General features: G+C 71.0%; 25 protein-coding genes. 11 read left to right on the top strand and 14 right to left on the bottom strand.

Annotation, left to right across the window (positions count from 1 at the left end; translation table 11 throughout):
• Positions 1-86: 86 nt before the first annotated feature.
• The 6 genes from rplI to VQ02_RS08615 all read left to right on the top strand — a co-directional run bounded on the left by rplI (position 87) and on the right by VQ02_RS08615 (position 7,105).
• The gene (gene rplI, locus VQ02_RS08640; RefSeq protein ID WP_048443773.1) at positions 87-659 is read left to right on the top strand and encodes a 50S ribosomal protein L9; all 573 of its coding nucleotides are present in this window, start codon (positions 87-89) and stop codon (positions 657-659) included.
• A gap of 252 nt (positions 660-911) precedes the next feature.
• On the top strand, positions 912-2,399 hold the full coding sequence (locus tag VQ02_RS08635; RefSeq protein WP_048443772.1) for a replicative DNA helicase: 1,488 nt from the start codon (positions 912-914) through the stop codon (positions 2,397-2,399).
• A 179-nt stretch (positions 2,400-2,578) separates the two neighbouring features.
• The gene (gene alr, locus VQ02_RS08630; RefSeq protein ID WP_048443771.1) at positions 2,579-3,676 is read left to right on the top strand and encodes an alanine racemase; all 1,098 of its coding nucleotides are present in this window, start codon (positions 2,579-2,581) and stop codon (positions 3,674-3,676) included.
• A gap of 375 nt (positions 3,677-4,051) precedes the next feature.
• Entirely contained in the window at positions 4,052-5,302 is a 1,251-nt protein-coding gene (locus tag VQ02_RS08625) for an acyl-CoA dehydrogenase family protein (protein ID WP_048443770.1), read from the top strand.
• 184 nt (positions 5,303-5,486) lie between these two features.
• Positions 5,487-6,587, top strand: coding sequence for a dimethylsulfone monooxygenase SfnG (sfnG, locus tag VQ02_RS08620; protein ID WP_048443769.1), 1,101 nt, complete (start codon positions 5,487-5,489; stop codon positions 6,585-6,587).
• A 50-nt stretch (positions 6,588-6,637) separates the two neighbouring features.
• Complete coding sequence (locus VQ02_RS08615; RefSeq protein WP_048443768.1) at positions 6,638-7,105, top strand: opioid growth factor receptor-related protein; 468 nt, start codon at positions 6,638-6,640, stop codon at positions 7,103-7,105.
• Between the two features lie 83 nt (positions 7,106-7,188).
• Here the strand turns inward: VQ02_RS08615 and VQ02_RS08610 are convergent, their stop codons facing one another.
• The 8 genes from VQ02_RS08610 to cyoA all read right to left on the bottom strand — a co-directional run bounded on the left by VQ02_RS08610 (position 7,189) and on the right by cyoA (position 15,516).
• A complete protein-coding gene (locus VQ02_RS08610; RefSeq protein ID WP_048443767.1) occupies positions 7,189-8,436 on the bottom strand; it encodes an acyl-CoA dehydrogenase in 1,248 nt (415 codons plus the stop codon).
• Between the two features lie 109 nt (positions 8,437-8,545).
• Positions 8,546-9,079 (bottom strand): response regulator transcription factor, encoded by a 534-nt coding sequence (locus tag VQ02_RS08605; protein WP_048443766.1) that lies wholly within the window; start codon positions 9,077-9,079, stop codon positions 8,546-8,548.
• A gap of 1 nt (position 9,080) precedes the next feature.
• Positions 9,081-10,445, bottom strand: coding sequence for an ATP-binding protein (locus VQ02_RS08600; RefSeq protein WP_048443765.1), 1,365 nt, complete (start codon positions 10,443-10,445; stop codon positions 9,081-9,083).
• An 82-nt stretch (positions 10,446-10,527) separates the two neighbouring features.
• A complete protein-coding gene (locus VQ02_RS08595; protein WP_083469119.1) occupies positions 10,528-11,274 on the bottom strand; it encodes an SURF1 family protein in 747 nt (248 codons plus the stop codon).
• Positions 11,271-11,666 carry a cytochrome o ubiquinol oxidase subunit IV gene (cyoD, locus tag VQ02_RS08590; protein WP_048443764.1) on the bottom strand — a complete coding sequence of 132 codons (396 nt, stop codon included), beginning with the start codon at positions 11,664-11,666 and terminating at the stop codon, positions 11,271-11,273. The genes VQ02_RS08595 and cyoD overlap by 4 nt, the downstream gene beginning before the upstream one ends.
• On the bottom strand, positions 11,663-12,295 hold the full coding sequence (gene cyoC, locus VQ02_RS08585; RefSeq protein ID WP_048443763.1) for a cytochrome o ubiquinol oxidase subunit III: 633 nt from the start codon (positions 12,293-12,295) through the stop codon (positions 11,663-11,665). The genes cyoD and cyoC overlap by 4 nt, the downstream gene beginning before the upstream one ends.
• Before the next feature lie 11 nt (positions 12,296-12,306).
• Positions 12,307-14,352 carry a cytochrome o ubiquinol oxidase subunit I gene (gene cyoB / locus VQ02_RS08580; RefSeq protein WP_048443762.1) on the bottom strand — a complete coding sequence of 682 codons (2,046 nt, stop codon included), beginning with the start codon at positions 14,350-14,352 and terminating at the stop codon, positions 12,307-12,309.
• 42 nt (positions 14,353-14,394) lie between these two features.
• Complete coding sequence (cyoA, locus tag VQ02_RS08575; RefSeq protein ID WP_048443761.1) at positions 14,395-15,516, bottom strand: ubiquinol oxidase subunit II; 1,122 nt, start codon at positions 15,514-15,516, stop codon at positions 14,395-14,397.
• Between the two features lie 146 nt (positions 15,517-15,662).
• Between cyoA and VQ02_RS08570 the strand changes: the two genes are divergently transcribed.
• On the top strand, positions 15,663-17,009 hold the full coding sequence (locus tag VQ02_RS08570; RefSeq protein ID WP_048443760.1) for an MFS transporter: 1,347 nt from the start codon (positions 15,663-15,665) through the stop codon (positions 17,007-17,009).
• 102 nt (positions 17,010-17,111) lie between these two features.
• Here the strand turns inward: VQ02_RS08570 and VQ02_RS08565 are convergent, their stop codons facing one another.
• The gene (locus tag VQ02_RS08565; RefSeq protein ID WP_048443759.1) at positions 17,112-17,954 is read right to left on the bottom strand and encodes a chorismate mutase; all 843 of its coding nucleotides are present in this window, start codon (positions 17,952-17,954) and stop codon (positions 17,112-17,114) included.
• 261 nt (positions 17,955-18,215) lie between these two features.
• Between VQ02_RS08565 and metX the strand changes: the two genes are divergently transcribed.
• Both metX and metW read left to right on the top strand, forming a co-directional pair.
• Positions 18,216-19,388, top strand: coding sequence for a homoserine O-acetyltransferase MetX (metX, locus tag VQ02_RS08560; RefSeq protein WP_048443758.1), 1,173 nt, complete (start codon positions 18,216-18,218; stop codon positions 19,386-19,388).
• Entirely contained in the window at positions 19,385-20,044 is a 660-nt protein-coding gene (gene metW / locus VQ02_RS08555) for a methionine biosynthesis protein MetW (protein ID WP_048443757.1), read from the top strand. The genes metX and metW overlap by 4 nt, the downstream gene beginning before the upstream one ends.
• 39 nt (positions 20,045-20,083) lie before the next feature.
• On the opposite strand, the gene VQ02_RS39715 is transcribed toward metW, so the two are convergent.
• Together VQ02_RS39715 and VQ02_RS39710 are read right to left on the bottom strand one after the other, a co-directional pair.
• Positions 20,084-20,269: a type II toxin-antitoxin system HicB family antitoxin gene (locus tag VQ02_RS39715; RefSeq protein WP_053080286.1), complete on the bottom strand. Its 186-nt coding sequence runs from the start codon at positions 20,267-20,269 to the stop codon at positions 20,084-20,086.
• The gene (locus tag VQ02_RS39710; RefSeq protein ID WP_342447815.1) at positions 20,203-20,493 is read right to left on the bottom strand and encodes a type II toxin-antitoxin system HicB family antitoxin; all 291 of its coding nucleotides are present in this window, start codon (positions 20,491-20,493) and stop codon (positions 20,203-20,205) included. Before VQ02_RS39710 ends, VQ02_RS39715 begins: the two co-directional genes overlap by 67 nt.
• Positions 20,494-20,757: 264 nt before the next feature.
• On the opposite strand from VQ02_RS39710, the gene VQ02_RS08545 reads away from it, so the two are divergent.
• The gene (locus tag VQ02_RS08545; RefSeq protein ID WP_048443756.1) at positions 20,758-21,303 is read left to right on the top strand and encodes a hypothetical protein; all 546 of its coding nucleotides are present in this window, start codon (positions 20,758-20,760) and stop codon (positions 21,301-21,303) included.
• A gap of 50 nt (positions 21,304-21,353) precedes the next feature.
• Here the strand turns inward: VQ02_RS08545 and VQ02_RS08540 are convergent, their stop codons facing one another.
• The 3 genes from VQ02_RS08540 to VQ02_RS08530 all read right to left on the bottom strand — a co-directional run bounded on the left by VQ02_RS08540 (position 21,354) and on the right by VQ02_RS08530 (position 24,952).
• On the bottom strand, positions 21,354-23,447 hold the full coding sequence (locus VQ02_RS08540; protein ID WP_053080285.1) for an FUSC family protein: 2,094 nt from the start codon (positions 23,445-23,447) through the stop codon (positions 21,354-21,356).
• Positions 23,448-23,579: 132 nt separating this feature from the next.
• Positions 23,580-24,332 (bottom strand): TIGR04290 family methyltransferase, encoded by a 753-nt coding sequence (locus tag VQ02_RS08535; RefSeq protein WP_048443755.1) that lies wholly within the window; start codon positions 24,330-24,332, stop codon positions 23,580-23,582.
• On the bottom strand, positions 24,329-24,952 hold the full coding sequence (locus VQ02_RS08530) for a histidine phosphatase family protein (RefSeq protein ID WP_048443754.1): 624 nt from the start codon (positions 24,950-24,952) through the stop codon (positions 24,329-24,331). Before VQ02_RS08530 ends, VQ02_RS08535 begins: the two co-directional genes overlap by 4 nt.
• 289 nt (positions 24,953-25,241) lie before the next feature.
• On the opposite strand from VQ02_RS08530, the gene VQ02_RS08525 reads away from it, so the two are divergent.
• On the top strand, positions 25,242-25,594 hold a 353-nt coding region (locus VQ02_RS08525; RefSeq protein ID WP_048443778.1), incomplete at its 3' end, for a hypothetical protein.

The following is a 25,594-nucleotide window of genomic DNA, read 5'->3' as shown; positions in this document are numbered from 1 at the left end:
GCGGTCCGGTGCCCCGAAGGCGGTTCTTTCCGCCATCACCAACCGGAGACCGCGAGGCCTCCACAAGACAAGCAAGGACAACGACGATGGAAGTGATCCTGCTCGAGCGCGTGGCCAAGCTCGGCCAGATGGGCGAGACCGTGAAGGTCCGCCCTGGCTTCGCCCGCAACTTCCTGCTCGCCCGCGGCAAGGCCCTGCGCGCCACCGAGGCGAACAAGAAGCGCTTCGAGGACCAGCGCGCCCAGCTCGAGGCCCGCAACCTCGAGCGCCGCTCGGAGGCCGAGAAGGTCGGCGAGACGCTGAACGGCAAGAGCTTCGTGCTGATCCGCCAGGCCGGCGAGACCGGCGTGCTCTACGGCTCGGTCTCCCCGCGTGACCTCGCCGACGTGGTGACCCAGGAGGGCTTCACCGTGAACCGCGACCAGTTCAGCATCGCCCAGCCGATCAAGACGCTGGGCCTGCACACCGTTCCGGTGGTGCTGCACCCCGAGGTCGAGGTCAGCGTGACCGTCAACGTCGCCCGCAGCCCCGAGGAGGCCGAGCGCCAGGCCCGCGGCGAGTCGACCACTACCCGCGAGGAGTTCAACCTCGACGACCTCGGCCTCGAGGTCGGGGCCGCCCTGGCCGAGGCCGGCCCGGACGCCGACAGCGACCGCTGATCTCCACTGCGCTATCCCGCCTCGCGGCGGGATAGCCGGGAGAGCGGGGACAAGCCCGTCGATCGGGCTTGACTTGTTCTTATTTTGTTCCAGCATGACGGGGTCCGCGATGCGAGTCGCGGGCCCCGTCGCGTTTCGGGGCGTCCGTCGCCCCTCGGTCAAGGTTTGGTCAACGAAGCCGGTGCGATGGTCGCCGCAGCGGTTATCATGATCTGACACGCGCCACCCCCTTCAAGCCCGGAGCCCCGCCGGATGGCCATTCCCAGCACCCTGACGGCGAACCTCGAGCCCGTGCAGCAGGAGTACCGCGTCGCGCCCCACAACATCGACGCGGAGCAGGCGCTGCTCGGCGCCATCCTGGTGAACAACGACGCCTTTTACCGGGTGTCGGACTTCCTGCTGCCCGAGCACTTCATGGAGGAGGTGCACCGGCGGATCTACGAGGTGGCGATCAGCCTGATCAAGGCCGGCAAGCTCGCGAGCCCGATCACCCTCAAGACCTACCTGGGCGACGCCGATCTCGGCGGCCTCACGGTCGGCCAGTACCTCGCCCGGCTCGCCGCCGAGGCGACCACGGTCATCAATTCCGAGCATTACGGCCGCACGATCTACGACCTGGCCCTGCGCCGGCGCTTGATCACCATCGGCGAGGACCTGGTCAACGGCGCCTACGAGGCCCCGGTCGAGACCTCGCCGCGCGACCAGATCGAGGCGACCGAGCGCCGGCTCTACGAGCTCGCCGAGACCGGCAAGTACGACGGCGGCTTCCAGAAGTTCTCCGACGCCCTGACGGCGGCGGTCGACATGGCGGCCAAGGCCTACCAGCGCGAGGGGCGGCTCTCGGGCATCGCCACCGGCCTGTCCGACCTCGACGCCAAGATGGGCGGCCTGCAGGCCTCGGACCTGATCATCCTGGCCGGCCGCCCCGGCATGGGCAAGACCTCGCTCGCCACCAACATCGCCTTCAACATCGCCAAGGCCTATGTCGGCGAGAAGCAGCCCGACGGCTCGATCGCGACCAAGAACGGCGGCATCGTCGGCTTCTTCTCGCTCGAGATGTCGGCCGAGCAGCTCGCCACCCGCATCATCGCCGAGCAGTCGGGCGTCGCCTCCTACAAGATCCGCCGCGGCGACATCCGGCCCGAGGAGTTCTACAAGATCACCGACGCCGCCCGGGACATGCAGACGATCCCGTTCTACATCGACCAGACCGGCGGCATCTCGATCGCCCAGCTCGCGGCAAGGGCGCGGCGGCTCAAGCGCCAGCGCGGCCTCGACCTGCTGGTGGTCGACTACCTCCAGCTCCTCTCCGGCGCGTCGAAGAAGGGCGACAACCGGGTGCAGGAGATGACCGAGATCACCACCGGCATGAAGGCGCTGGCCAAGGAACTGGCGGTGCCGATCATCGCCCTGTCGCAGCTCTCGCGCCAGGTCGAGTCCCGCGACGACAAGCGCCCGCAGCTCTCGGACCTGCGCGAATCAGGCTCGATCGAGCAGGACGCCGACGTTGTGATGTTCGTCTTCCGCGAGGAATACTACGTCAAGAACAAGAAGCCGCGCGAGGGCACGGAGGAGTTCTTCACCTGGGAGGCCGAGATGAACCGCGTCTACGGCAAGGCCGAGGTGATCATCGGCAAGCAGCGCCACGGTCCCACCGGGACGGTCGAGCTCCAGTTCGACGCCGAGATCACCCGGTTCTCGAACCTCGCGCAAGGCGACCGGCTGCCGGATACGCACTGACCGCTGCTGGGCTCCGCGACGGCACCGAAGCCCTCCACGATCATCCCGGGCTCCGCTGCGGGGCTCCGGGATGGGTCTGAGGGTTGGAATGGGCGTGCCTGGCTTTTGGTCGGCCCCCCGTTCACGGCCTTGGCTCTGTCCCCTCTCAGGGGGTAGAGGGGGGCGCCAGGAGCGAGATCATGACCGAGCCCACCCCCATCGGCCATGGCGGCCGCCTCACCATCGACCTCGCGGCCCTGCGGGCGAACTGGCGGCGCCTCGCCGAGGTGGCGGAGTGCCCGGAGACCGCCGCGGTGATCAAGGCCGACGCCTACGGGTGCGGGATCGACCGGGCGGCGCCGGCCCTGTGGCGGGAGGGCTGCCGCACCTTCTTCGTCGCCCACCTGTCGGAGGCGCGGATCGCCCGGGAGGCGGTGCCGGAGGCGGCGATCTACGTCCTCAACGGTTTCCCGCCGGGCAGTGCACCGGCCTACCGGGCCGCGAACCTTCGCCCGGTGCTGGGCTCTCGCGACGAGATCGCCGAGTGGGCGGCGGCGAACCGGGCCGAGGGCGTGACGCGCCCGGCGGCGCTCCACGTCGATACCGGCATGAACCGCCTCGGCCTGTCGGTGGCGGAGGGTCTGGCGCTCGCCGACGACCCGGTCGTCGCTGAAGCGGGCATCGACCTGCTGATGAGCCACCTCGTCAGCGCCGAGGTCGAGCACGATCCCCTCACCGATCACCAGGCCGCGGAGTTCGCGCGGGTGCGCGCTGCCTATCCGGGCCTCCGGGCCTCCCTCGCCAACTCGTCGGGCGACTTCCTGCCCGCCTGCCGCACCGACCTGGCGCGGCCGGGCTACGCCCTCTACGGCGGCAACCCGCGTCCGGGGCGCGAGAACCCGATGCGCCCGGTGGTGCGGCTCGAGGCCGGCATCCTCCAGGTCCGCGAGGTCGAGGCCGGCGCCACCGCCGGCTACAACGCCCGCTGGACCGCGCCGGGGCGGCGGCGCCTCGCCACCCTGTCGCTCGGCTACGCCGACGGCTACCCGCGCTCGGCCACCGGCCGCGGCGAGGCCCTGGTCGACGGCGTGCGCTGCCCCTTCGTCGGCACCGTCTCGATGGACCTGATCATCCTCGACGTCACCGAGGTGCCGGAGGCGGCCCTGCGCCGCGGCGCGCCCGCCCTGCTGATCGGGGACGGGCTCGACCTCGACACGGTCGGGCGCAACGCCGGCACCATCGGCTACGAGATCCTGACCAGCCTCGGCCGGCGCTACGAGCGGGTGTATCGGGACTGACGGTCGAGGCCGGGGGTCGAGTTGGGCCTGATTGACTGATGCCCTCCTGGTCATTCCGGGGCCGCGCAGCGGAGCCCGGAATCCAGAAGCACGAATGGTGGAGAAAAGGCGAACGGCGTTCCGCTTCATCCGGTCCCTCCTGCGGGTCTGGATCCCGGGTTCCGCTGCGCGGCCCCGGGATGACCCTGTGCGGTGGGAGTGTCGCGCGAAGCCAATCAGCGCATCACGCCTCCCCTTCGAAAACCCGGTACGGAGTCAGCGCGGCGCATCGGTCCCGCCCCTTTCGAAAAGGCGGTTTTGCTCGCGCGCGGTTGGCGCTAGGCTCCGGCCCCGAAGCGGCGGGGCGCGAGACCCCGGCCACGGGAGGATGCGCGCATGGATTTCACCCTCTCCGAGCGGCAGCGCCACTGGCGCGACCGGGTCCGGGCCTTCATGGACGAGCACGTCCGCCCGGCGGTGCCGACCTACAAGGCCGAGATGGAGGCCTTCGGCACTGAGCGCTGGCAGCCGGTGCCGGTGATCGAGCGGCTCAAGCCCGTGGCCCGCGAGGCGGGCCTGTGGAACCTCTTCCTGCCGCCCTCGCCTCAGCACGACGACGGCGAGTTCCGCGGCGCCGGGCTGACCAACCTCGACTACGCGCTCTGCGCCGAGGAGATGGGCCGGATCTCCTGGGCCTCCGAGGTGTTCAACTGCTCGGCGCCGGACACCGGCAACATGGAGGTGCTGCACCGCTACGGCACCCGGGCGCAGAAGGAGCGCTGGCTCACGCCCCTGATGGCGGGCGAGATCCGCTCGGCCTTCCTGATGACCGAGCCGGACGTGGCCTCCTCCGACGCCACCAACATCGAGACCCGGATCCGCCGCGACGGCGACCACTACGTCATCAGCGGCCGCAAGTGGTGGTCGTCGGGCGTCGGCGACCCGCGCTGCGCCGTCGCCATCGTGATGGGCAAGACCGACACCAGCGCCCCCCTGCACCAGCAGCAGTCGCAGATCCTGGTCCCGCTCGATGCCCCCGGCATCGAGGTGGTGCGGATGCTGCCGGTCTTCGGCTACGACGACGCCCCGCACGGCCACGCCGAGGTGATCCTGCACGACGTACGGGTGCCGGCCGAGAACCTGCTGCTCGGCGAGGGCCGCGGCTTCGAGATCGCGCAAGGGCGGCTCGGGCCGGGCCGCATCCACCACTGCATGCGCACCATCGGGGTCGCGGAAGAGGCGCTCGAGAAGATGGCCAAGCGCCTGCTCGGCCGCGTCGCCTTCGGCAAGCGCATCGCCGACCACTCGGTCTGGGAGCAGCGCATCGGCGAGGCCCGCATCGACATCGAGATGACGCGGCTCCTCTGCCTCAAGGCGGCGGACATGATGGACAAGGTCGGCAACAAGGGCGCCAAGCTCGACATCGCGATGATCAAGGTCGCCGCGCCGCGCATGGCGCTGAAGATCATCGACGACGCCATCCAGGCCCATGGCGGCGCCGGCGTCAGCAGCGACGCCGGCCTCGCCTATTCCTACGCGCGCATCCGGACCTTGCGCCTCGCCGACGGGCCGGACGAGGTCCACAACCGCTCGATCGCCCGGCTGGAACTGGCGCAGTACGGCAACCGCGAGCGGCCGAAGGCCTGACGCGCGAGAAGAAGATCATCCGCGCGGGCGGCCCGATCCGGAGGACGGGCTTCCCGCGTGAGCAGCGAAAAAGCACGACGATGCTTTTGACGGCGCGGAAGGTGCCTTCGATACTGAAGGTCGTCCGCGCCGTTCACGCAGGCGGCGCCGGCTGTTCTTGACAACGGACGAGCGAGGATCCGCCATGACGCAGCAGACACCTGAGCCGATCCGCTTCGCCTACTGGGTGCCGAACGTTTCCGGCGGGCTCGTCATCAGCAAGATTCCCCAGCGCACGAGCTGGGACGCCGACTACAACCGGGAGCTGGCGCGGATCGCCGAGCGGGCGGGCTTCGACTACGCCCTGACTCAAGTTCGCTTCACCGCCGGCTACGGCGCCGAGTACCAGCACGAATCGGTCGCCTTCAGCCACGCCCTGCTCGCCGCCACCGAGCGCCTCAAGGTCATCGCCGCGATCCTGCCCGGGCCGTGGAATCCGACGCTCGCCGCCAAGCAGGTCGCCACGATCTCGCAGCTCACCGGCGGCCGCATCGCCGTCAACATCGTCAGCGGCTGGTTCTCGGGCGAGTTCCGGGCGATCGGCGAGCCCTGGCTCGACCATGACGAGCGCTATCGCCGCTCGGAGGAGTTCATCCGCGCCCTGCGCGGAATCTGGACGGAAGACGCCTTCACCTACCGGGGCGACTTCTACCGCTACACCGACTACGCCCTGAAGCCGAAGCCGGCCGAGCCCCTGCCCGAGATCTTTCAAGGCGGCTCGTCGCGGGCGGCGCGGGACATGGCGGCCCGGGTCTCCGACTGGTACTTCACCAACGGCAACACGCCGGAGAACATCCGCGTCCAGGTCGACGACGTCCGCCAGAAGGCCGCTGCTGAGGGCCGGAGCGTGAAGATCGGCGTCAACGCCTTCGTGATCGCCCGCGACACGGAGGACGAAGCCCGCGCCGTGCTCCAGGCGATCATCGACCAGGCCGATCCGGAAGCGGTGCGCGCCTTCGGCCACGAGGTGAAGAATGCCGGTGCCGCCTCGCCCGAGGGCGAGGGCAACTGGGCGAAGTCGAGCTTCGAGGACCTGGTGCAGTACAACGACGGCTTCCGCTCGAACCTGATCGGCACGCCGGACCAGATCGCCGAGCGCATCCTGGCGCTCAAGGACGCGGGCGCCGACCTGGCGCTGCTCGGCTTCCTGCACTTCCAGGAGGAGGTCCGGTATTTCGGCGAGCAGGTGATCCCGCGGGTGCGGACGCTGGAGGCGGCGCGGGCCGAGCGGAGGGCGGCGGCCTGACGCGGCGGCCTCCCCGCCCTATCCTGAAGGGATCCTCAGGGGAGGCTCACATGACCGAGGCGAGCGCGGGACCGATCCACGCCTTCCTGGCAGGCCACGGCCGCGACGGGCGTGGCCGCACCCTCGCCGCGGTGCTGGCCTTCGACGACGCCCGCATCGAGGGCGTGCACGACTTCATCCAGTGGCTGTTTCCGCTGCCGGAGGCGAGCCGGGCGGTGCCGGGCGCGCCGGTGCTCGGGGCGGCGGAGGCCGCGGCGATCCGGGCCGATCCGGCGGCGCGGGCGGGACTCCTCGCCGCCCGGGACCGGATGCTGCGCTTCTACACCGGGACGGACGGGTGGCTGACGGCCTTCGACCACAACCACCTGCGCATCACCCGCATCCTCGCGGCGCTTCGCGACCTCGTCGACGCGGAGGAAGCCCGCGCCTTCCACGAGGCAATCACCGCCCGCAACCGGGAGGCGGGCGCTCCGGTCAATCCGGGGAGCCTCACCTACTGGGCGCAGGCGGTGGCGTGAGGAGTAACCGGAGGCGGGCTTCTCACCCGCCACCGTCATCCCGGGTACCGCTGCGCGGACCCGGGATGACGGTGAAGGCTTCCCTAGAAGAACGCCTGCAGCCCGGTCTGGGCCCGGCCCAGGATCAGGGCGTGGACGTCGTGGGTGCCCTCGTAGGTGTTCACCGTCTCGAGGTTCTGGGCGTGGCGCATCACGTGGTACTCGCCCATGATGCCGTTGCCGCCGTGCATGTCGCGGGCCTCGCGGGCGATGGCGAGCGCCTTGCCGCAATTGTTACGCTTGACCAGCGAGATCATCTCGGGCGCCATCCGGCCCTCGTCGAACAGACGACCCACCCGCAAGCTGCCCTGGAGGCCGAGCGCGATCTCGGTCTGCATGTCGGCGAGCTTCTTCTGCACCAGCTGCGTCTGGGCGAGCGGCCGGTTGAACTGCTTGCGGTCGAGCGTGTACTGCCGCGCCCGGTGCCAGCAATCCTCGGCAGCACCCAGCGCCCCCCACGAGATGCCGTAGCGTGCCCGGTTGAGGCAGCCGAACGGGCCCTTCAGCCCCGAAACGTTCGGCAGGAGCGCGCTCTCCGGCACCTCGACGCCGTCCATCACGATCTCGCCGGTGACCGAGGCGCGCAAGGACAGCTTGCCCTTGATCTTGGGCGCCGACAGTCCCTTCATCCCCTTCTCGAGGACGAAGCCGCGGATCTGGTTGTCGTGGGCTGGGGACTTGGCCCAGACCACGAACACGTCGGCGATCGGGGCGTTCGAGATCCAGGTCTTGGCGCCAGAGAGCCGGTAGCCGCCGTCGATCTTGTCGGCCCGGGTCTTCATGCCGGCCGGGTCGGAGCCGGCATCGGGCTCGGTCAGGCCGAAGCAGCCGACGAACTCGCCCGAGGCGAGCTTCGGCAGGTAGGTCTTGCGCTGGGTCTCGTCGCCATAGGCGTAGATCGGGTACATGACGAGCGACGACTGCACGCTCATCATCGAGCGGTAGCCGGAATCGACCCGCTCGACCTCGCGGGCGACGAGGCCGTAGGCGACGTAGGACGCGCCGGCGCAGCCGTACTCCTCAGGCAGGGTGACGCCGAGGAGACCGAGCTCGCCCATGGCGTTGAACAGCGAGCGGTCGGTCTTCTCCTCGGCATAGGCCTCGACGATGCCGGGCAGGAGCCGCTCCTGGGCGAAGCTGCGGGCCGAGTCGCGGATCAGGCGCTCGTCGTCGGTGAGCTGGTCGTCGAGCAGGAAGGGGTCGTCCCACCGAAACGCGCCGCGGGCACCCTCGAGGGGCTTGGCGGGGCTGAGATTGGTCTGGGTCGCGACCGCGGCGGACGGGGCGTTCATTCTCGTCTCCTCCTTCAATTTCGGGCGGGACGTTACCCCGGGTGCGCCGGCTTCGCCAGGATGCGAAACCGCATTCCGCACGCGTCAGCCATGCGGGAGGAGGGCCGGACTATTTCACCTGCTGCTTGTCGAGCTTGCGGGCCAGCGTGCGGCGGTGCATCCCGAGCCGCCGCGCGGTCTCCGAGATGTTGAAGTCGGTCTCGACCAGGGTCTGGTGGATGCGCTCCCACTCGAGGGTCTTGATCGAGGTCGGGCGGCCGGAGAGCGAGACGTCGACGTCCCCTTCCGCCTTGGAGAAGGCCGCCTCGATGTCGTCGGTGTTGGCGGGCTTGGCGAGGTAGTGGCAGGCGCCGAGCTTGATCGCCTCGACGGCGGTGGCGATGCTGGCATAGCCCGTCAGCACCACCGTGAGGATGCCGGGATCGTGGTCGTGCAGGGCCTTGACGCAGGCGAGGCCCGATTCGCCGGCGAGCTTCAGGTCGACGACGGCGTAGTTCGGGGTGCGCGCGGCGAGCAGGGCCTCGAGCGGCTGCAGGCCGGCGAGGCTCACCACGGTGTAGCCCCGCCGCTCGAACGAGCGGGTCAGGGTGGCGGCGAAGCGGTCGTCGTCCTCGACGATGACGAGCAGGCGGTCGTCGGACATCTCACACCGTCAGGCTCGAGAGCGGCAGGCTGATGGTCACGACGGCGCCTCCGTGGCTGCGGTTGCGGGCCTCCACCGTGCCGCCGAGCTTGCGCACGACGTTGACGACGAGGAACAGCCCGAGCCCGCCGCCGAGGCGCCCCTTGCTCGATGTATAGGGCTGGCCGAGCCGCGCCAACATCTCGGGCGCGAAACCCGGGCCGCGGTCGGTGACCGAGAGCCGCAGGGCGTCGCCCTCGCGGGAGACCGCCAGCTCGACGAAGCGCGGCGACATGTCGAGGGCGTTGTCGAGGACGTTGAACACCACCTGCTTCAGGGCGGTGTCGGAGACGATCTCCTCGTCCTCGCCGAACTCGTCGCGGACCTGCAGTCCGAAGCAGGCATGCATGCGCCGCCACTCGCCGACGAGTTCGGTCACGAAGGTGCGCACGCTCGTGAGATGCGGCGCCTCCCCGCGGGCGGCGCCGGCCGCGAGCAGGATGCCGGTGACGATCGCCTTGCAGCGGCCCACCGCCTCCTGCATCTCCTCGATCTCGCGGGCGATCTCGGCCGAGGCGGTGAGCTCCGGCATCCGGCGCCAGTCCCCGAGGATCACCGAGAGCGACGACAGCGGCGTGCCCAGCTCATGCGCCGCGCCCGAGGCGAGCAGGCCCATGCGGACGATGTGGTCCTCCTCCGCCGCCCGCTGGCGCATGGCGGCGAGGCGCGCGTCCTGCTCGCGCAGGTTGCGCGAGACGCGGGTGACGAACACCGCGATGAGCGCCGCGTCGATCACGAACGCCACCAGCATGCCGACGAGGTAGAGCCGAAACAGCTCGTTCTCGCCGCCCTGCGGCAGCACCAGCGGCCGGTAGGACAGGAGCAGCACCCCGAGGGAGGCGGTGGTGAGCGCCACGAGGCCGATCGTCGCCCGGCTGCTGAGCAGCACCGCCGCCAGGGTGAGCTGGAGCAGGAAGAGCGAGGTGAACGGGTTGGTGGCGCCGCCGCTCAGGTAGAGCTGCGCCGTCAGGGCCACGACGTCGAGGAGGAGCGCCACGAACAGCACGCCCTCCGTGACGCTGCCGCCGCGGGCGATCCAGCTGAGGCTGACGAGGTTGAGGACGACGAGCCCCACCAGCACGACCGCCATCGGGCCGAGCGGCAGCGCGATGCCGAGTCCCGCCTGCGCCACCGCGATGGTGACGACCTGGCCCGCCACCGCGATCCAGCGCAGCTGCACCAGGAGCAGGAGGTTCTGGCGTCCGCCGTCGTGGTCCTCGAGGGTGCCGGGCGCAGCGAGGCCTGCCGGCCTGCCGGCGCCGAGGCGGCGCGCCGCCCCGGCCAGGGTCTCGCGGGCGGTCCGGCGCAGGTCAGCCCAGTCTGTCATGCGGTCACCGTTCACGCGCGCAGAAACCCTCCCGCCCCTGCCCGGGAGGAATTTGGGTGCGCCCCTTCCGGAACAGCGTCGTTCACCGTGGCGGCGCCTCGCGCAACGCCCGATAGGCCCCATACCCCGCCATCGCCGCGAGGCCGAACCAGGTCAGCGCGTAGATGAGATGGTGATTGCGGAACGCCACGACGGTGAGCCCGCCGACCGGCCGCCCCGGGCCGTTGCCGGAGGCGTCGGCATCGATGAAGTACGGCGCCACCGGGCCGAGCCCCCTGGCATCCGCGATCGCCGCCACGTCGCGGGAGTACCAGCGATCGTGGGCGGGGTCGTTGCTGCGCAGGAAGCCGCCACCGGGCTCGGGCATGCGCAGGAGGCCGGTCACCGTCACGGTCCCCTCCCCGTCCCCGGAGGGAGCCTGCCAGTCGGGCGGCGCGAAGCCGCGGTTGACGAGGATCGTGTCGCCGGTCGCGGTGACGAGGGGCACGAGGAGCCAGGACCCGGCCCCCTTCTCGGTCACCGCCATCGCGCGGGCCGCGCGGTCGGGGAGAAAGCGGCCCCGGACCGTCACGCGGCGGTACTCGTCGGCGTCGCGGGAGAGGGTGGGCCACGCGGCCCGGCCGGGCGCCGGGACCGGGGCTGCGGCGAGGCGCGCCTCGACGCGGGCGATGAGGTCGAGCTTCCAGGCCCGGCGCTCGACCTGCCAGGCCCCCAGCGCGCTGAACACGGCCGCCGCCAGGAACGAGAGCGCGACCAGCAGGAGGCGCTTCGGCCGGGACGGCGCAGCCGCCCCGGCCGGGGAATGCGGACCGTCGGAGGTCCCCGTCACGGCATGTTGCGCATGTCGCCCGGCGACATCGGCATCATGTTGGTGTTGAGGTGGTACATCACCCAGAGCGAGCCCGCGAGCGCGATCACGACCAGGACGACCGTGAAGATCAGCGCCATCATGGTCCAGCCGCCTTCCGAGTGCGCGTTCATGTGCAGGAAGTAGATCATGTGGACCACGATCTGCACCACCGCGAAGGCCATGATGACGAGCGAGGTCACGCGGGTATCCGTGAAGACCTCGGCCATCACCAGCCAGAACGGGATCGCCGTCAGGATCACCGACAGGACGAAGCCGGTGATGTAGCCCCGGCGCGAGCCGTGGCCGGCCTCGTGGTGGTCGTGGACCACCTCGACGTGGACGTCGTCGGATGCGGGAGCGCGGGCGCTCATTTCAGGGACCCCATCAGGTAGACGAAGGTGAAGACGCCGATCCAGATCACGTCGAGGAAGTGCCAGAACATGCTCAGGCACATCAGCCGGCGGCGGTTGGCCTGGATCAGGCCGCGCTGGTGCACCTGCACCATCAGGGTCACGAGCCAGATCAACCCGAAGGTGACGTGCAGGCCGTGCGTGCCCACCAGGGTGAAGAACGAGGACAGGAAGGCGCTGCGCTGGGGCGTCGCGCCCTCGTGGATCAGGTGGGCGAACTCGTAGAGCTCGAGGCAGATGAACGCGAGGCCGAAGGCCCCGGTGATCGCCAGCCAGCGCTGCGTCATCCGCTGGTCGCCCTTCTCCATCTCCAGCATGGCGAAGCCATAGGTGATGGAGGAGAACAGGAGCATGGCGGTGTTCACCGCCACGAGCTTGAGGTCGAACAGGTCCGCCCCGGACGGGCCCGCCGCGTAGTTCCGTCCGAGCACGCCGTACGTCGCGAACAGGATCGCGAAGATCAGGCAGTCGCTCATCAGGTAGAGCCAGAACCCGAGCATGGTCCCGCCCTCGGCGTGGCCATGCTCGTCGTCGGCGACGTAGAAGTGCAGTTCGGCGTCGCTCGCCGTGACCGACTGTGACTGTGCCATGGCGGGTTTCCTCAGGCGCCTGCGGGGGTGGCGGCCGGGGCGAGGGCGAGCGCGCGGGTGCGCTCATCCTCTGTTTGCGCGACCTCGTCGGCGGGGATGTAGTAGTCGCGGTCGTAGTTGAAGGTGTGGATGATGGTCGCCGCGATCACGCCCGCGAAGGAGATCACCGCGAGCCACCAGACGTGCCAGATCATGGCGACGCCGAAGACCGTGGCGATGGCCGGGATGATGATCCCCGCGCCGGTGTTCTTCGGCATGTGGATGGCCTTGTAGCCCTCCAGCGGACGCTTGTAGCCGCGGCTCTTCATGTCCCACCAAGCGTCGCCGTCATGCACCATGGGCGTGAAGGCGAAGTTGTAGGCCGGGGGCGGCGAGGAGGTCGCCCATTCGAGGGTGCGGCCACCCCAGGGATCGCCGGTGAGGTCGGCGAGCTGCTCGCGCCGCAGGACGCTGACCGCGATCTGGATGATCATCGCGGCGATGCCGGCGGCGATCAGGACGGCGCCGAAGGCCGCGATCACGAACAGGGGCTGGAGCGAGGTGTCGGCGAAGGAGCTCAGGCGCCGGGTCACGCCCATCAGGCCGAGGATGTAGAGCGGCATGAAGGCGACCCAGAAGCCGACCACCCAGCACCAGAACGAGACCTTGCCCCAGAACGGGTCGAGCCGGAAGCCGAAGGCCTTCGGCCACCAGTAGTAGATGCCGGCGAACAGACCGAACAGCACGCCGCCGATGATCACGTTGTGGAAGTGCGCCACCAGGAACAGCGAGTTGTGCAGCACGAAGTCCGCCGGGGGCACGGCCAGCAGCACGCCGGTCATGCCGCCGATGACGAAGGTCAGCATGAAGGCGACCGTCCACATCATCGGCAGCTCGAAGCGGATGCGGCCGCGATACATCGTGAACAGCCAGTTGAAGATCTTCGCGCCCGTCGGGATCGAGATGATCATCGTGGTGATGCCGAAGAACGAGTTGACGCTCGCCCCCGACCCCATGGTGAAGAAGTGGTGCAGCCAGACCAGGTAGGACAGGATGGTGATGACGACCGTGGCGTAGACCATCGAGGCGTAGCCGAACAGGCGCTTGCCGCAGTAGGTCGAGACCACCTCGGAGAAGATGCCGAAGGCCGGCAGCACCAGGATGTAGACCTCGGGGTGGCCCCAGATCCAGATCAGGTTCACGTACATCATCGGGTTGCCGCCGAGATCGTTCGTGAAGAAGTTGGTGCCGACGTAGCGGTCGAGGGTGAGCAGCGCCAGGACGGCGCCGAGCACCGGGAAGGAGGCGACGATCAGGACATTGGTGCAGAGCGAGGTCCAGGTGAAGACCGGCATCTTCATCATCGACATGCCGGGAGCCCGCATCTTGACGATGGTGGCGATCAGGTTGACGCCCGACAACGTTGTGCCGACGCCGGCGATCTGCAGCGCCCAGATGTAGTAGTCGACGCCGACGCTCGGTGAGTACGCGATGTTCGACAGCGGCGGGTAGGCCAGCCAGCCGGTCGCCGCGAACTCGCCGACGAACAGCGACATCATGATCAGGATGGCGCCGCTGGCGGTCATCCAGAAGCTGAAGTTGTTGAGGAACGGGAAGGCGACGTCGCGGGCGCCGATCTGCAGCGGCACCACGAAGTTCATCAGCCCGGTGACCAGCGGCATCGCCACGAAGAAGATCATGATCACGCCGTGGGCGGTGAAGATCTGATCGTAGTGGTGCGGCGGCAGGTAGCCCTCAGCGCCGCCATGGGCGATCGCCTGCTGGGCGCGCATCATCAGCGCGTCGGCGAAGCCGCGCAGCAGCATGACGAGGCCGAGGATCATGTACATGATCCCGATCTTCTTGTGGTCGACGCTGGTCAGCCAGTCGCGCCAGAGCGGGCCCCACAGCTTGTAGCGGGTGAGCGCGCCGAGGATGACGAGGCCGCCGAGGGCCACGCCCAGGAAGGTCACCACCACGATCGGCTCGTGGAGGGGCAGGGATTCGAGGGTGAAGCGGCCGAACAGCAGCCGCCACCAGTGCGGGTAGGCTTCGATCGGATTGTGCTCGGAGTTCATGGGTCAGCCTGGATTACGGGACAGCCTGCGGGGTCCGGGCTCTCAGTTCAGACGGGGCGTCGCAGCGGTCGCCGGGGACTTGCCATCCGGGGACCTGGCGGCCGACGTGGTGCCGAGGCCGTAGGCGTCGGCGGGGGTGCAGAGCGCCGTCACGAAGGTGGCCTGCTGGGTCGCGCCGGTGCCGCGACGGACGGCCTTGTCGTAGGTGAGGCGCATGACGGTGTGGATGCCCTCGCGGCCGCCGCCGCCCCGGGCGTCGATCGCCGCCATGTCGTGCATGCACATCTTGGTGCGGTCGACGCACATGTTGAGGATCGCGTCGTAGAGGCCGTCGTCGACGGCGTTGTAGTAGCGCACCGGCTCCTTCTCGCTCGGCCGCTCGAGCTTCAGGTAGTCCGTGCGGGAGAGCGCGCCACCGTCCTTGCGGACCTTGTCGACCCAGGCGCTGAAACCGCCCTCGTCGACGCCCTTGAAGGTGAAGCGCATGTGCGAGAATCCGGCGCCGCTGTAGTTGGCGGAGAAGCCCTCGTAGTCGCCGGCGTGGTTGATCACGGCATTGAGCCGCGTCTGCATGCCCGGCATGGCGTAGATCTGGCCGGCCAGCGCCGGGATGAAGAGCGAGTTCATCACCGAGGAGGAGGTGATGCGGAACTCGATCGGCCGGTCGACCGGGGCCGCGACCTCGTTGAGCGAGGCGATGCCCTGCTCGGGGTAGAGGAAGAGCCATTTCCAGTCGAGGGCGACGACCTGGATCACCAGGGGCTTGCCCGAGACCATCGGGTCGCCGACACTCGACACGATCGGCTTCGAGGCGCTGATGCGGCTGACGGGCCGGTAGGGATCGAGCAGGTGGGTGCCAAGCCAGGTGAGCGCGCCGAGCGCCACGATGATCAGGAGCGGCGCCGACCAGATCACCACCTCGAGCCCGGTCGAGTGGTGGAAGTTCGGGTCGTAGACGGCCTTCTTGTTGCCCTCGCGGTAGTGCCACGCGAAGGCGACGGTCAGCGCCATCACCGGCACGATGATGAGGAGCATCAAGACCGTGGAGGCGATCAGCAGGTTACGCTGCTGGAGCGCCACGTCGCCGGAGGGCGACAGCAGCACGGCGTTGCATCCTCCGGCGAGGAGGAGGAGCGGGAGGAGGAGGAGGCGTAAATGTCTCACGGGCAGCCCGGACGATCAGCTTGCGGCTCCTGTCCTGTACGCCGGCTGGGCAGCCTGCGGCATTGGACGTTTTGTCCAGGCCCCCTCGGGGGCGGTTCTCCTCTAAGGAAGGGGCCTTCGTAAGAGTGACGAAGCAGGATTCCGATATGGCCACGATCACGGCGGACGACGCCGCCGCCAACTCCTCCAAGCCGGAACGGGATGCCCGCCTGGCCTCGTCGGAGCCCGGCCACGTCGCGCCGGGCGAGATCGCCCTCGGCGTCATCATCGGCCGCACGTCGGAGTTCTTCGACTTCTTCGTGTTCGGCCTCGCCTGCGTGCTGGTCTTCCCGCGCCACGTCTTCCCGTGGGTCGAGCCGGTGACGGGCACGCTGTACGCGTTCGGGCTGTTCGCCCTCGCCTTCGTGGCGCGGCCGGTCGGCTCGGTGGTGTTCATGGCGGTCGACCGGCGCTACGGCCGGGCCACCAAGCTCACCATCGCGCTGTTCCTGCTCGGCACCTCGACCTGCCTCATCGCCTTCCTGCCGGGCTACGAGACCATCGGCATCTGGTCGGCGGTGCTGCTCGCCCTGTGCCGGATCGGCCAGGGCCTGGCGCTGGGCGGCGCCTGGGACGGGCTCGCCTCGCTCCTGGCCCTCAACGCGCCGAAGAGCCGCCGCGGCTGGTACGCGATGCTGCCGCAGCTCGGCGCCCCGGTCGGCTTCATGCTGGCGAGCGCGCTGTTCGCGTTCTTCGAGCTCCAGCTCTCGGACGCCGACTTCATGGGCTTCGGCTGGCGCTACCCGTTCTTCGTCGCCTTCACGATCAACGTCGTGGCGCTGTTCGCGCGCCTGCGCCTCGTCGCCACGGAGGAGTTCCGCCGCCTGCTCGAGGCCGACGAGCTCGAGCCGGAGCCGGTTCTCGACACCCTGCGCACCAGCGGCCGGGACATCCTGGTCGGCGCCTTCGTGCCGCTCGCCTGCTACGCCCTGTTCCACCTCGTCACGGTGTTCCCGGTGAGCTGGATCAGCCTGTTCACCGGCCGCTCGGTCGGCGAGTTCCTGATGGTGCAGCTCGCCGGCGCCGCCATCGCGGCGATCACGATCGTGATGTCGGGCCTGATCGCCGATCAGATCGGGCGCCGCTCCACCATCGCGCTCGCCGCCGCGCTGATCGGCCTGTTCGCCCTCGGCAGCATCGGCGCCCCGCTGCTCTTCGGCGACAGCATGGCCGGGCAGACGATCTTCGTGGTGATCGGCTTCGCGCTGCTGGGCCTCGCCTACGGCCAGAGCTCCGGCGCCATCGCGGAGAATTTCGGCACCAAATACCGCTACACCGGCTCGGCGTTGACCTCCGACCTCGCCTGGCTGGTCGGCGCCGGCTTCGCCCCCCTGGTGGCGCTCTACGCCTCGAGCCGCCTCGGGCTGCCCTGGGTCGGCGTCTACCTCCTGTCGGGCGCGGTCTGCACGCTGGGGGCGCTGGCGCTCAACCGGCGGCTGGGGGTGTCGGCCTAGCACACCGCCTCTCCCTCTCCCCGCAGGCGGGGAGAGGGGAAAACCGGGACCCATTCCTGTCCGGATTCTCTCCTCCGGCAGCCCTGCCGCTAGGGAAATCTCTCAGGCCTCCCCCACCCTGAACCGGGCCGCGTGGCTGCCGACCTCCTCCAGGACGCCCGGCGTCGCCCCCGCCTCGGCGAGGGCCGCCCGCGCCTCCTCCGGGCTCACCGTGCCGGGGAGCGCCAGGAGCTGGCTCAGGCCCCCGCCGGTGCCGGCGCTTGCCACCACCTCGCCGCCGAGGTCGGCCACCGCCTCCGCCGCCTCGTCACGCCAGCGCTCGAAATGGGCGGCGTAGAGCACCCAGTCGCGCTGGGCCGCGCTCGGGTCGTCGAGGGGCCGGCTGATGCAGAAGACCGGGGTGCCGGCCGGGTGGCCGGGCCGCTCGATGAAGGGCATCCGGGCGATCACCTTCGGGCGGCCCGGGCCGGCGAGCAGGCGCCACCAGGCCCCCGCCGTCACCCCCTGGTCGAGCCGGAAGATCCCGAGATCGCCCCGCGAGGCCGCGACGGCGGCGATCACCGCGGCGGCGCTCGGGTGCGGCCGGTAGGGCACCGTGAAGCCGAAATGGAAGCGGGCGGAATCGCGCATCGGCGCGTCGCCGCCCGAGACGTCGGCATGGACCGCGAACGGCGCCTGCACGAAGGTGAAGGTCGCGATGATGACGCGCCAGATCCCCTCCACCGTGTCGAGCGGCAGGAGGCCGCCGTGGCGCTCGGCGATCACCCGCATCATCGCGGCCTCGCGGCCGGGCCGGAAGGCGGAGCCAGAGGCCGAGGTCTTCTTCACGGCAATCAGCCGGTCGATGATCCGGCCGCGCTCCATCAGCAGGTCGTGCATCGCGGCGTCGATGCGGTCGATGTCGGCCCGGAGGGCGGCGAGGTCGGCGGGCGGGGACGACGTCATGGCTTCGCGTGAACCGGCGGCGGGAGACTCCGTCTTACGATCCGCCGCGCCCGGGGGCCAGGGGCGCCGGCGCGGGCTCTCCCCGGAGATCGTCCTTCCGTCGATTGACGGCGCGACAGCGAAGCCCTACCTCTTTCGTCCGACGAAGCGGAATTTTTGGCCGCTTTAACGGCCGGTCCGGTTTGGAGAACGAACGACCTCCGGTTTTCCCCGCCACAGCCTCGTCTCTTCGCCCGCCCCGGCGACAGCCCCGTGAGAAGCATGGCCACACCTCTCCTGAAGTCCGGGATCGAGGCCGCCTCCCAGGCGGTCGAGCCGACGAGCCCCGTCGCCCGCTTCGCGGCCGACGAGCCGCTGGCGATGGATGCGGGGGTGGACCTGGCACCCTGGCAGATCGCCTACCAGACCGCCGGCACGCTCAATGCCGCGCGCAGCAACGCGGTGCTGGTCTGCCACGCGCTCACCGGCGACCAGCACGTCGCCAACACCCACCCGGTGACCGGCAAGCCGGGCTGGTGGGAACGCTTGGTCGGGCCCGGCAAGCCGGTCGACACCGACCGCTACTTCGTGATCTGCGCCAACGTGGTCGGCTCCTGCATGGGCACGACGGGACCGGCCTCGATCAACCCGGCGACCGGACGGGCCTACGGCCTCGACTTCCCGCTCGTCACCGTCCGCGACATGGTGCGCGGCCAGGCGATGCTGCTCGACCGGCTCGGCATCAAGGACCTCTTCCTCTGCATCGGCGGCTCGATGGGCGGCATGCAGGTGCTGCAATGGGCGGCGAGCTACCCCGAGCGGGTCTTCGCCGCGATGCCGATCGCGACGGGCGCGCGCCACTCGGCCCAGAACATCGCCTTCCACGAGGTCGGACGGCAGGCGATCCTGGCCGACCCGAACTGGCACGGCGGGCGCTACCTCGACGTCGGCACGCGCCCGGCCAAGGGCCTCGGCGTCGCCCGGATGGGCGCCCACATCACCTACCTGTCGGAGCCGGCGCTCCACCGCAAGTTCGGCCGCCGCCTGCAGGACCGGGACGCCCCGACCTTCTCGTTCGACGCCGACTTCCAGATCGAGAGCTACCTGCGCCACCAGGGCATCACCTTCGTCGAGCGCTTCGACGCCAACGCCTACCTGTATCTCACCCGGGCGATGGACTACTTCGATCTCGCGGCCGACCACGGCGGCGTGCTGGCCAATGCCTTCCGGGGCACCAGGACCCGATTCTGCATCATGTCCTTCACCTCCGACTGGCTGTTCCCGACCGCCGATTCGCGGGCGATCGTCCACGCGCTCAACGCCGCGGCGGCCCCGGTCGCCTTCGTCGAGGTGGAGAGCGACAAGGGCCACGACGCCTTCCTGCTCGACGAGCCCGCGATGATCTCGGCGGCCAGGGGCTTCATCGCGGCCGCAGGCCGGGAGCGCGGCCTGTGAGCGCCGTCAGCGCCTCCCTCGCCCCCGCGGGCCTGCCGCAGGACGCCACCGGCTCGTCGCGGGTCGACCACCTCGTGGTGCTCGGCCTCGTCGAGCCCGGCTCCCGGGTGCTCGACGTCGGCTGCGGCGACGGCTCGCTGCTCGCGCTCCTGCGCGACCGGCGCGGCGTCGACGGCCGCGGCATCGAGCTGTCGCGCCAGGGCGTCAATGCCTGCCTGGCGCTCGGCCTGCCGGTGATCCAGGGCGACGCCGACACGGATCTGGCGGCCTACCCGGACGACGCCTTCGACTACGTGATCCTGTCGCAGACGATCCAGGCGACGCGCCAGCCGAAGGTGGTGCTGGAGCACCTCCTGCGGATCGGCCGCCGGGCGATCGTGTCGTTCCCGAATTTCGGCCACTGGCGGGTGCGCAGCGAGCTGCTGCTGCGCGGCCGGATGCCGGTGACCGACATCCTGCCCGATCCCTGGTACGAGACCCCGAACATCCACCACTGCACCATCCGCGACTTCGTCGGCCTGTGCCGCGTGGTCGGCGCCCGGATCGAGCGCGCCTCGGCCCTCGACGCGTCGGGCCACCCGATGCGCTTCGCCCTGCCGTGGTGGGTGTGGAACCTCGTCGGCACGCAGGGGGTGTTCCTGCTGCGGCGGGGGTGAGCGGCCTCGCCCGCCTCCCGGGACACGGGCGGCGGCTCCCTATCCGTCGGCGATGATCTTCTCCCGCGCCGCCGAGACGAGGAACGCGGAGCGCGTCACCCCGCGCTCGCGGGCGGCCTGGTCGATCATCGCGAGGGCACCCGCGTCGAGCGAGAGATTCACCCGCACCGAGCGTCCCTCGTCCAGGACGAGCGGGATGGTCGCAACCAGGGTGGCCTCGGCCATCGCCCGGCCTCGTCCGGGTCTGCCAGGAGGGCGTCAGCCGTGCGCGGCGCTGGCGGCGCCGCTCCGGCGGCCAGTCGATCGCCGATCCACTCGCGCAACGCCTCGCCAGCATTGCCGATGGCCTCATCGATCGTCCCGCCCATGGCGGTGCAGCCAGGGCAGTCCGGGAAGGCGACGCCGTAGCCGCCGGGCTCGCCGTCGATCAGGGCAATGTAGCGGGGCATGTCATCCTAGGAGGCGTGCGACGACCGCCCGAGCATCCGTCTCGACCTTGGGCATCACCGCACTCCGTGTGTCATTTATTTATATATCGACTCCAGGCGTGCGAAAGCTCCACGCACACGAAAGCCGCTGCATCCCGACTTGCCCTAACGGCATCAAGATCCTGCGGTGGCGGATACGGTGCACGGCGGTGGAACGGGAGCAAGGCATGCGCTTTGGTCTGGCCCGGCCAGCGGCCGCAAGCCGTGTCGAGAAGGAGTGCGTGCATGGCGAATCATCCTGGCGACCGAGACGCCCCGGTACCCGGCGGCAGGGTCTCGCCCGAGACGGGTGCGGCCGGGACGGCGCAGCGGGAGCTGCTGACCCCCGAGGAGCAGCGCGAACTGGCCGAACGCCTCGCCCGTCCCGACGGTCCGCGCGACGATGCGGGGCGGGCCCCCGATCCCGGCGACCTGCCGGGTGAGGCGGACGACGTGCGGGCGGCCTTCGGCACCGCCGGCGACGACGCAGGCCGCGGTGGCCCCCAGGGCTATGGCGGCATGGGCGGGGACGGGACCACGCAATCCGGGATCCTGTCCGCGCCGGGCGGCAGCGAGGCGGCGCCGACGCGGATCGACGACGTCCCGGCCTCCGAGCGCGGCAACCCGGACGAGCTCGCCGGCCGCACCGATGACCGCCGCAATCCGCCCCGGCGCGAGGATACAGGTCCGGGCGGCCAGACGGTGTTCTCGAACGCGGCCCGCGAGGGTCGTGAGGCGCCTCGGGATCCGCTCGCCTCCCCGGGGGACCGGGCCGGCGCGAAGCGGGGCTGAGGACCGGCCCGAACCCCGAGGGCTCCCCGTGATGCCGGGCGGGAGCGGCGCTACGCCGGTCCCCCCGCCGCGCGCCCGCTGATCCCCGCCCGCTTCAACGTCCCGGCCAGCAGCTCGACCTGCGCCGCGATGCGCCCGAACGCCTCCGATTCCGCCCCCTCGGGCTTCGGCGGCAGCGCCTCGCCGCCCGCGGTGCGGGCGAGGGCCTGGCCGAGCCAGTCCCGCCAGGCCCGCCACGCGGCGGCGTCGGGGCCGGCCAGTTCGGGCTCGTGGCGCAGCATGGCGAGGCGGCCGGCCATGCGCCGCAGGGTGGCGTCGGCCACCATCGCGGCCTCGATGCGGGAGCGGCCGCGGCGGCGCGGCTCCTGAAGGGCGCGGGACAGGGCCGCCTCGAGGTTGTTGCTGGCGAGCCCCGCCGCCCGGGCCGCGGCCTCGGCGGCCGAGGCCGGCCCCTCGCCCAGGCGCTCGGCCAGCACGGCCTCGGCGTAGCGGGCATGGGTCTGGAGCGCGGTGCGCAGGGCGTCGCGGACGCGGCCGGGCTCCCAGAGCGGCCACAGCAGCAGGCCGGCCAGCACCGCCACCGCCCCGCCCAGCACCGTGAACAGGGCCCGCATCCCGACGATCTCCCAGGAGGAGTGGCCGGGCTCGACCAGTTCCACCAGCACGACCACGAGAGGCGTCAGGCAGGCGATGAAGGTGCCGTAGCTGACGCCGCGGGCGGCGAAGCCGATGACGCTGAGCGGCACCATCATGGCGGCGAGGATCGGCGGCGAGGTGGCGTAGAAGGCGAGCACCGCCCCGATCACCCCGCCCAGCACCGTGCCGCCGATGCGCTCCAGCGCCCGCTGCCAGGTGGCGGCGTAGAAGGGCTGCATCGTCAGCACCACCGTGATGGTGAGCCAGTGGGTGAACGGGCCGGGCCACCAGAAGGTGACGGCGAGCGCCGGCAGGGCCACCACGGTCGCCCGCACGGCATGGCGGAGATTGGCCGAGGACCAGGTCAGGTTGGCCCGCAGGGGCTGGAGCACGGTCTCGCGGAAGGGCGGGGCCGGCGCGCCGGCGAGCCCGCCGCCGCCGGCGAGATCCTCCGGCCCCGACAGCTTGGCGCCGATCCGCACCCGGTCGAGGATGCGCTCGGCCATCCGGCGCAGGGCCGGGTCGGCCCCGGGAGCCGGCATCGCCCGCGCCAGCGCCCGCTCGACGCGCCCGAGATCGATCGGCCGGTCGCGGCGGATCGCGCGGGCTAAGATCTTCAGGAGCGGCGGCAGCAGGCGCAGCAGCCGGGCAGCCTGCGCCCGCTGCGCCGGCGTCGCCCGCTCGAGGTGGTCCGACAGCGCGATCATCACCCCGAAGAGCTGCTCGGCCGCCTCCAGGCGGATCAGGGCCCGGGCGTTGCGCTCCGAGAGCCGCGCACGGCTGCGGGCGAGGTCGAGCACCAGGGTGCGGGCGACCTCGATGGCGTCGCGCACCGCCCGGCGGTGGCCGCGGGCATGGGCCTCCCAGACGGCCAAGTCGGCGCCGTGCGGATCGGCCGAGAGCCGGCGCAGGTCGCGGGCGAGGCGCGACAGGCCGCGCCAGACGCCGCCGATCGCCGCGTGGGCGGGCCGGTAGGGGTGGAGCCGCCAGACCACCAGGGCCAGGAAGGCGGCCCAGAACCCGCCGGCCCAGAACATCACCGTGACCACCGCGCCCTGCTCCACCGTCAGGGCCCGGTCGAGGGCGAGGCAGAGCACCACCACCAGCACGTTGCCGACGGTCTGGGCCGGCACGCCCCAGACCCGCGCGAAGGTGCAGCAGAAGATGACCGCGAGGGCCACCGGCAGCACCAGGGCCGGGCCATAGCCCTCCATCACCCCGAAGGCGCCCCAGACGAGGCCGCCGAGCCCGGTGAAGGCGAGGAGCGCGGTGAGGCGCGGCCGGATCGGCCCGCCGATGTCGCAGAAGCAGGTGAGGTTGGCGGCGAGCGCCATGGTGAGGAGCGGCGGCCAGGCGAGCCACGCATCGAGCAGGATGATGGCCGCGAAGGCGACCGCCGCCCGCAAACCCTCCACCACGCTGATGCCGGCGAGGTCCGGCGCCACCGGCAGCCGGGCGAGGTCGGGGCCGGGCTCGCGCAGGGTCCCGCGGCGGATGGAGTGCTTCATCGGGCTGGAGGAATCACGGGGCGCTCACGCGTCGGGGCGGCGTCGGGCGCCGCGGCTGACTCTTGGGCTGACCTATGGCAAGCCGCGTGCCCGCACGCCCGTTATAGGACGCGGGGCTGCCCCGTGAACTGCTCAAGGAGGCGGGCGCGCCGGATAGACGGGCCGGCAATCGACCGGCGTCGCGGCCCGGCGGCAGAGATAGACCTCCTCCTCCGGGTGGGCCTCGATCCGGAAGCCGGCGGCCCGCAGCATCGCCTCGGTGCAGGCGCGGTTGGGCGCCCACCAGTTGGTCGGGTCGCCGGCATAGCAGCGCTCGATGAAGTGCATCTTCGGGTAGCCCGGATCGTCGAAGTGGGCGGCGTCGAAGAAGTCGTAGTCGGCGGCGACCGGCGCCACCGTGGTCGCGCCCCGCTGCATCGACTGGAACACCAGGAGGTCGCCGGCGACGTGGGTATGGATCAGGTCGAGGGCCAGGAGCGGGTGGCGCAGGTGGTAGAGCACGCCCATGAACAGCACCACGTCAAAGCGCTCCCCCAGCGCCCCGACGTCGTAGACCGAGAGGTTGCGGAACTCGATCTCCGCGCCGAGCGCCTCGGCGACGAAGCGGCCTTGCGCGAGGTAGCGCTCGTCCTCGTCGATCCCCAGCACCCGGGCGGCGCCGCGCCGCTTCATCTCGACCGCGTAGAAGCCGGCGTTGCAGCCGATGTCGAGCACCGTCTTGCCGGTGAGGTCCGCCGGCACCGCGTCCGCGAAGTGCCGCCACTTCACCGACGGGTAGTCGCCGAGGAAATGGTCGGGCGCCGTGAACAGGCCGGGGGCGATCTCGATGTTGTGGAACCAGGGGCCGAGGGCCTCGGCTTGGGCGCGCAAGCTCTCGTCTGTCATGCCATGTCCTTCGGGATGTCCTTCAGGAACGCCCGCTCGTTCAGGCTCTCGACCTTGGCGCCCCAGGCGCCCAGCACCAGCACGCTCACCGAGGCCGGGCCGATCTCGAAGCGCTGCATCGCGTCCGCGCCGAGGCCGAGGGCGTGGGCGATCACGAGCTTGATGATGTCGGCGTGGCTGACGAGGGCAAGGCGGGCCTCGCCGTGGCGCTCGCGCAGCGCCTCGAGGCCGCGCAGCACCCGGCCTTGCGCCTCGATCGCCGTCTCGCCCCCCGGCGGCCGCGTGACGTGGCGGGCCTGGTTCCAGCCCGTCCAGACGGGATCGCCGTGCAGCGCGTCGAAGCTCCGCCCGGACCACTCGCCGAAATCGATCTCGGTTAGGGCCGGCAGGGTCTCGACCGCCAGGCCGACCCGGGCCGCGACCGGGGCGGCGGTCTCCTGCGCCCGCTCGAGCGGCGAGACGTAGACCGCCGCCAGCCCCTCGCCGGCGAGGCGCTCCGCCAGGGCGTCGGCCTGCGCCCGTCCCTCGGGCCCGAGCACCACCCCGGGCATCCGTCCGCACAGGGTGCGGCCGAGCCGGTCATGCGCGCCGTGCCGCACCAGGAAGAAGGTCGTGGTCATGCTCCCCCGCGTCCCGCGTCGCCCGAACGCCAGATAGGCCCGGGCGCGGGGGCGGCCATGGGTGCGGCGGATACTGGAGGGCAGTTTTTTCGGCGGTGGTCTGCCGGTCGCCGGGCGATCGTGACCCGGCCGGTCGCGGATCTCCCTCCGCGTCGCCTCCGCCCGGGAGAGGGATGGGAGGTGGATGGCGGTCCTCCTCGCCCTGGCGCCCTGGACCGGCTGCGCTACCTTCGCGGGCGTGCCGAAGCCCGGCCCCGGACCGGGCGTCTCCGTCCGGAGGATCCACCCCATGCGCCCGACCCTGCTCCTTGCCCTCGCGGCGGCGTCGACCTGCGGCCAGGCCGCCGCGCAGGGCATCCGCAACGCCCCGCCGCCGCGGGCGCTGGAGACGGCGGCCTACGTGTTCGCCGCGGCCAATGTCTGCGGCTACCGCATCGGCACGGCGCCGTTCGAGGCGCTGCTCGGGCGCTACCAGGTGACGATCGAGGACGTGCGCCCGCCCCGCGGCCCGTTCGGCGCCAAGGTGCAGACGATCTTCACCCTGATGTCGAACCAGATGATGCAGAACCGGGACTTCGCCTGCCGGGCGGTCGCCGGCGAGTACGGCCCCGAGGGCAGCGTCGCCCCGGGCATCCTCCTGCC

The sequence above is a fragment of the Methylobacterium variabile genome (assembly GCF_001043975.1).
GTDB classification, from domain to species: domain Bacteria; phylum Pseudomonadota; class Alphaproteobacteria; order Rhizobiales; family Beijerinckiaceae; genus Methylobacterium; species Methylobacterium variabile.
This window is presented reverse-complemented; position numbering and strand designations above follow the sequence as displayed.

What these genes read in the sequence shown, in the direction of transcription:
- rplI (WP_048443773.1), top strand. Translation starts at nt 87, where the DNA reads ATGGAAGTGATCCTGCTCGAGCGCGTGGCCAAGCTCGGCCAGATGGGC.
- VQ02_RS08635 (WP_048443772.1), top strand. Translation starts at nt 912, where the DNA reads ATGGCCATTCCCAGCACCCTGACGGCGAACCTCGAGCCCGTGCAGCAG.
- alr (WP_048443771.1), top strand. Translation starts at nt 2,579, where the DNA reads ATGACCGAGCCCACCCCCATCGGCCATGGCGGCCGCCTCACCATCGAC.
- VQ02_RS08625 (WP_048443770.1), top strand. Translation starts at nt 4,052, where the DNA reads ATGGATTTCACCCTCTCCGAGCGGCAGCGCCACTGGCGCGACCGGGTC.
- sfnG (WP_048443769.1), top strand. Translation starts at nt 5,487, where the DNA reads ATGACGCAGCAGACACCTGAGCCGATCCGCTTCGCCTACTGGGTGCCG.
- VQ02_RS08615 (WP_048443768.1), top strand. Translation starts at nt 6,638, where the DNA reads ATGACCGAGGCGAGCGCGGGACCGATCCACGCCTTCCTGGCAGGCCAC.
- VQ02_RS08610 (WP_048443767.1), bottom strand. Translation starts at nt 8,436, where the DNA reads ATGAACGCCCCGTCCGCCGCGGTCGCGACCCAGACCAATCTCAGCCCC.
- VQ02_RS08605 (WP_048443766.1), bottom strand. Translation starts at nt 9,079, where the DNA reads ATGTCCGACGACCGCCTGCTCGTCATCGTCGAGGACGACGACCGCTTC.
- VQ02_RS08600 (WP_048443765.1), bottom strand. Translation starts at nt 10,445, where the DNA reads ATGACAGACTGGGCTGACCTGCGCCGGACCGCCCGCGAGACCCTGGCC.
- cyoD (WP_048443764.1), bottom strand. Translation starts at nt 11,666, where the DNA reads ATGAGCGCCCGCGCTCCCGCATCCGACGACGTCCACGTCGAGGTGGTC.
- cyoC (WP_048443763.1), bottom strand. Translation starts at nt 12,295, where the DNA reads ATGGCACAGTCACAGTCGGTCACGGCGAGCGACGCCGAACTGCACTTC.
- cyoB (WP_048443762.1), bottom strand. Translation starts at nt 14,352, where the DNA reads ATGAACTCCGAGCACAATCCGATCGAAGCCTACCCGCACTGGTGGCGG.
- VQ02_RS08570 (WP_048443760.1), top strand. Translation starts at nt 15,663, where the DNA reads ATGGCCACGATCACGGCGGACGACGCCGCCGCCAACTCCTCCAAGCCG.
- VQ02_RS08565 (WP_048443759.1), bottom strand. Translation starts at nt 17,954, where the DNA reads ATGACGTCGTCCCCGCCCGCCGACCTCGCCGCCCTCCGGGCCGACATC.
- metX (WP_048443758.1), top strand. Translation starts at nt 18,216, where the DNA reads ATGGCCACACCTCTCCTGAAGTCCGGGATCGAGGCCGCCTCCCAGGCG.
- VQ02_RS39715 (WP_053080286.1), bottom strand. Translation starts at nt 20,269, where the DNA reads ATGGCCGAGGCCACCCTGGTTGCGACCATCCCGCTCGTCCTGGACGAG.
- VQ02_RS39710 (WP_342447815.1), bottom strand. Translation starts at nt 20,493, where the DNA reads ATGCCCCGCTACATTGCCCTGATCGACGGCGAGCCCGGCGGCTACGGC.
- VQ02_RS08545 (WP_048443756.1), top strand. Translation starts at nt 20,758, where the DNA reads ATGGCGAATCATCCTGGCGACCGAGACGCCCCGGTACCCGGCGGCAGG.
- VQ02_RS08540 (WP_053080285.1), bottom strand. Translation starts at nt 23,447, where the DNA reads ATGAAGCACTCCATCCGCCGCGGGACCCTGCGCGAGCCCGGCCCCGAC.
- VQ02_RS08535 (WP_048443755.1), bottom strand. Translation starts at nt 24,332, where the DNA reads ATGACAGACGAGAGCTTGCGCGCCCAAGCCGAGGCCCTCGGCCCCTGG.
- VQ02_RS08530 (WP_048443754.1), bottom strand. Translation starts at nt 24,952, where the DNA reads ATGACCACGACCTTCTTCCTGGTGCGGCACGGCGCGCATGACCGGCTC.